This is a genomic window from Nocardia sp. NPDC060220 (assembly GCF_042727815.1).
Classification (GTDB): domain Bacteria; phylum Actinomycetota; class Actinomycetes; order Mycobacteriales; family Mycobacteriaceae; genus Nocardia.
Map to the genome: position 1 here is coordinate 1 of NZ_JBHWZY010000537.1, position 4,854 is coordinate 4,854.

The 4,854-nt window shown below is 64.1% G+C and carries 5 protein-coding genes; 1 reads left to right on the forward strand and 4 read right to left on the reverse strand.

Annotation, left to right across the window (positions count from 1 at the left end; genetic code table 11):
* Nucleotides 1-101: 101 nt before the first annotated feature.
* Nucleotides 102-308, forward strand: coding sequence for a hypothetical protein (locus tag ACFWF3_RS24450; protein WP_379315474.1), 207 nt, complete (start codon nucleotides 102-104; stop codon nucleotides 306-308).
* 240 nt (nucleotides 309-548) lie between these two features.
* Here the strand turns inward: ACFWF3_RS24450 and ACFWF3_RS24455 are convergent, their stop codons facing one another.
* The 4 genes from ACFWF3_RS24455 to ACFWF3_RS24470 all read right to left on the reverse strand — a co-directional run.
* Nucleotides 549-1,973: an NAD-dependent succinate-semialdehyde dehydrogenase gene (locus tag ACFWF3_RS24455; protein ID WP_379315480.1), complete on the reverse strand. Its 1,425-nt coding sequence runs from the start codon at nucleotides 1,971-1,973 to the stop codon at nucleotides 549-551.
* Between the two features lie 52 nt (nucleotides 1,974-2,025).
* Complete coding sequence (locus tag ACFWF3_RS24460) at nucleotides 2,026-3,135, reverse strand: alcohol dehydrogenase catalytic domain-containing protein (RefSeq protein ID WP_378657518.1); 1,110 nt, start codon at nucleotides 3,133-3,135, stop codon at nucleotides 2,026-2,028.
* Between the two features lie 52 nt (nucleotides 3,136-3,187).
* Entirely contained in the window at nucleotides 3,188-4,051 is an 864-nt protein-coding gene (locus ACFWF3_RS24465; RefSeq protein WP_379315476.1) for an SDR family NAD(P)-dependent oxidoreductase, read from the reverse strand.
* A 147-nt stretch (nucleotides 4,052-4,198) separates the two neighbouring features.
* A partial coding sequence (locus tag ACFWF3_RS24470; RefSeq protein ID WP_379315478.1) for a helix-turn-helix domain-containing protein occupies nucleotides 4,199-4,854 on the reverse strand: 656 nt, incomplete at its 5' end.

Here is a 4,854-nt window from a genome sequence, read left to right on the forward strand (position 1 = left end):
GATGCGATTTCTGGCCGAGACAGCTCGCCCGCCACCGTGACGTTCAACATCAGCGGTGAACGACCGACTGCTCGAAACACTGCGCGCGAATTGGAGTTCCGATGCCACGTGCACGCCGTAGTCCTCACGGCGATAAGGTTCGATACCGCGGCGATGCTGAGATCGTCGCGCAATTCAGCAATCGCTCATTGCGTCGTCTCGTCCAGACCGTCGATGGTCTGCCCTCCTCGACACTTGGACAGATCATCGCGGTCGTTGACATCATCCGGGTAGTCGAAGGCATCCATACGGCTGTCACCGACATCTGACGATCAGAAATGCGTAGTCCAGCGGCCCGGCGTGGCCGGACAGTCGCGCTATTCGCTCGACCACAGGCCGGGCATCTGCACAGGAATATTCGCGGCCAGGATGCGCCAAGTTCATCTGCACCGGACCACGCACGTGATCACCCCTGCAGTCACGTGACGATGCGAGGGCAAATAGGCCAGGTCGCGTCAGCACGCCAGATCCTTGACCGCGTGAAAGGTGCACGCGGTCAAGGATCTTTCTCAGGCGTAGGGGTCACTCACTGCGGTGTACCTGATTTCCAGATATTCCTCGATGCCTTCGAATCCGCCCTCGCGGCCCAAACCAGATTGTTTAACCCCTCCGAACGGTGCCGCGGGATTGGACACCACACCGACGTTGAGCCCGAGCATGCCGGTTTCGAGCTCTTCCATCAGACGTAGGCCACGGGCGGTGTCGCGAGTGTAGGCGTAGGCGGCCAGTCCGTACTCGGTGCTGTTTGCTGCTGCTATGGCCTCGTCTTCGGTGCCGAATCGGATGATCGGTGCGACAGGTCCGAAGATTTCTTCGCGCAGCAGGCGGGAACCGGGATCCACGTCGGTTAGGACGGTCGGCGGATAGAAGTGCCCGGGTCCAGGAAGTGGCGCACCGCCGACGCGAACGACGGCACCACGCTCGACAGCGTCGAGCACGAGGTCGTGCACCTTGCGGCGGGAAGCCTCATCGATCAGTGGTCCGATCTGGGTGGTGGGGTCGGAGCCCGGCCCGACGACAAAGGCGGCCACGCGTTCGGTGAGTTTGTCGGTGAACTCCGCGGCCACCGATTCGTGCACCAGAAAGCGGTTGGCTGCGGTGCATGCCTGCCCCATGTTGCGTAGTTTCGCGACGATCGCGCCCTCGACGGCGGCATCGATGTCGGCGTCGTCGAACACAAGGAACGGTGCGTTGCCGCCGAGCTCCATCGAGGTCCGCAGTACTTGTGTTGACGACTCGGCGAGAAGACGGCGACCGACCTGAGTGGAACCCGTGAACGACAGTTTCCGCAGCCGAGGGTCGGTAATGATCGCCGAAACAGCTTCTGCCGCCGATGATGTCGGAATCACGTTGAGCACGCCTGGAGGAAGGCCGGCCTCGGCGAGGACTCGGGTCAGCAAGAGTGAAGTCAGCGGTGTGAGCGCGGCGGGTTTGAGTACCATGGTGCAGCCGGCCGCGACGGCGGGTGCGATCTTGCGGGTGGCCATCGCCAGTGGGAAGTTCCATGGGGTGATCAACAGCGTTGGCCCGACAGGGTGTTTGTTGACGAGTAGTCGGGTCTTGCCGTCAGGTGCGGTGCCGAATCGTCCATTTGCCCGCACGGCTTCTTCGGCAAACCAGCGCAGGAATTCTGCGCTGTAGGTGACCTCGGCTCGCGCCTCGGCCAACGGTTTGCCCATCTCGAGAGTGATGAGTGAGGCGAATTCCTCCGCGCGGGCGGTTACGGCTTCGAAGGCTCTTCGCAGAATCTCCGATCGCGTGCGAGGTGCGGTGCGAGCCCAGTGTCGTTGGGCGACGACGGCGGAGTTCAGAGCGGCGCGCGCGTCGGCGGGCGTCGCGTCGGCCACGGAGGCCAAGGGCAGCTCAGTGGCAGGGTCGAAGACCTGAAAGGTTCTGGCGCCCTGTGCGTCTCGCCACTGCCCGCCGTAGTACATCTGCGCCTCGACGTCACGAATGGTGGATGCTGTGATGCTCAATTGCTGGGCCTCAATCTTGATCGAAGACAATGATTTGTCGAACGGCTTTGCCGTCGGCCAATTCGTCCATGGCTGAATTGATTTCGGACAGTCGAATACGTGAGGTGATCAGCTGCTCGACCGGGAGTACACCGTCGCGCCACATCTGCGCGAAGATCGGGATGTCACGTTCGGGCACCGCCGAACCGAGATAGCTTCCGGTGATCGTGCGTGCTCCCGAGACCAGACCCAACGGCGCGATGGTGGCGCGGATCTCGGGTCCAGGCAGCCCGACTGTCACGGTTGTCCCGCCTGGAGCGGTCGCCGCCACGGCGGTCTCGAATGCGCGGGCACTGCCTGCTGCCTCCACGACGACGGCGGCGGTGATCCCGGATTCGATCACCTCTTGCGGTGTGCAAGCGGCGGCACCGGCTGCGCGTGCGTGGCTGAGCTTGTCGGGCAGCGGATCCACACCCATGACCTCGCCGTGGCCCAACGCGACTGCGGTGAGCAGGGCCGCCATTCCCACTCCACCCAACCCGACGACCATGACCGCATCGCCCGGCTGCGGGCGGCCTGCATTGATCACCGCGCCGCCGCCGGTCAGCACCGCGCAACCGAGTACCGCAGCGATGTCGGGCGGTATGTCGTCGCCGATGGGAACTACTGAGCGTCGGTCGACCACTGTGTGGGTGGCGAATCCGGATATCCCGAGATGATGGTTGATCGCCTTCCCGCCGCGACGCAGGCGTACTCCACCTCCGAGGAGGATGGCGTCGTTGTTGGCTGCGCTACCCGCGGAGCAGGGCAATCGCCCGTTGGTGCCACAGGCGAGACAATATCCACATCGCGGGAGAAAGGTCATGACCACCCGCTGTCCGATCGCGATGTCGTCGACGTCGGATCCGAGGAGCTCGACTCGCCCGGCGGCTTCGTGCCCGAGCAGCATCGGAAGGGGGCGGCGACGATTGCCGTCGACGACTGACAGGTCGGAGTGGCAGATACCGGCGGCCTCGATACGAACAAGGACCTCGCCCGGCCCGGGTGGGTCGAGGTCGAGTTCGTCGATGACGAGTGGCCGGGACCGTGCGTATGGTCGAGTCTGCCCACTGTGTTCGAGTACCGCGCCCCGAATCTTCATTCCGTGTCCGTCCTTGTGGATTCCCCGTTCCGGTAAAGTTCGGCGAGCCAACTCATCGCAGAGCCGCCGCTCGGCGTTTGCGCGTACCGCGGGGACTCAGTCGCTGCATCACCGTCAGGTACGAGGTCGGAAATAGGCGGGCTATCAGATCGGCCGTGACGGCGGACGATGCAATCAATACGCGTGGTTTCCGGCGGGCGATGCCGTCGAGGATCTGCTCAGCAGCCTTGTCTGCGGGATAGGTGAGGAGTTTGGCGAATGCCGCTTTGCCCGCTCGTGTCTGTTCTTCGGAAGCCGAGTCGGCGATCCGGACGCTCTCCGCGATCCTGGTGCGGATCCCCCCGGGATGCACCGTGGTGACTCCGACTCCTTGGTCGGCGAGCTCGTGGCGCAGCGCTTCACTGAAGCCACGCAGCGCGAATTTGCTGGCGGCGTAGGCGGTTTGGCCGGGCGGTGCGATGAGGCCGAACAGGCTCGAAACATTGACGATGTGGCTTCCCGGTGTGGCGAGCAAGGTCGGGAGCAGCAAGCGTGTCAAGGCGACCGGGGCGCGGAAGTTGATGTCTTGAACCCACTGGAATTCCTCAGCCGTGAGGTCTCGGAAATTTCCGCCCAGGGCGACACCGGCATTGTTGATCAACAGTGTGATGCTCGGATGCCGGGCGAGGATCGCCGAGGTCTTTGCCTCCAGGCTGTCGAGGTCGGCGAGGTCCACGACATAGGTATCCACCGCTAGGTCGGGGCGGGCCAACCGCACCACTTCGGCGACTGTAGCCAGGCGGTCGGCGTCCCTATCGACCAGCACCAGGTTGCAGCCGCGTGCAGCCAGCCCATATGCCATCTGCTCGCCCATACCGCTCGCAGCACCGGTGAGTAACGCAGTGGCCCCCGTAAACCTGTAAGAGGACAGTGACATCGGATCTCCTTCAACAGTGGCGCGACAATTGGCTCGACCGCCAGTCTGTTGGGCAACATCCGTGCGAACTTGATGTGAGACGACAACAATTTCGCTTTGCGCGACACCGCGCTGGGTTCTGATCAGCAGCCCGATAGTTTCACCCGGTTACGGTGCCGCAGCACCGCCGCGGCGGATTGCGCGCGGCGTGGCACCCCACCAGCGTCTGCAGCATCGGGTCAGGGTGGATTGTTCGCTCAACCCGACCAGCGCCGCGATCTGACTCATCGGCATGTCGGTGGTGGTCAGGTAGCGGTGGGTTTGGTTGCGACGAACCTCGTCGAGAATGGCGGCAAACGACGTGCCCTCAGCCGCGAGGCGGCGTTGCAGCGTGCGGGGATGCACGGCGAGAAGCCTGGCGACGACGCCGATCTCCGCAGGTGCGGTGCCGAGCGACTGTTGCAACGCCGCGTGCACCTGAGTCCCGGTCGGCAGCGCGGGGTGTGACGGCGCCTGTTCCGCCAGGAAGGTCATTGCCAACCGCATCAGACTCTCGTCCGCACCGGAGAGGGGAAGGGTTGTGATGCTGCGCGGGACCCGTAAATTCGCGGCCGGACGCGCAATGCGCACCGGCGCTCCGAAGAACCGCTCGTAACGGGCTATCGGGGCGACGGGTCGATACGGCAGATCCACCGACCGCAGACCGTACCGGCCGCCGACCAGCAGCTCGATGGTTCGGTGGAGGAAGCCGAGTCCAAGATCCACGCCTTGCACGGAGATGACCCGTCCGCCGGCCGAGACCCCGTATCTCAGGGCGAGTACAC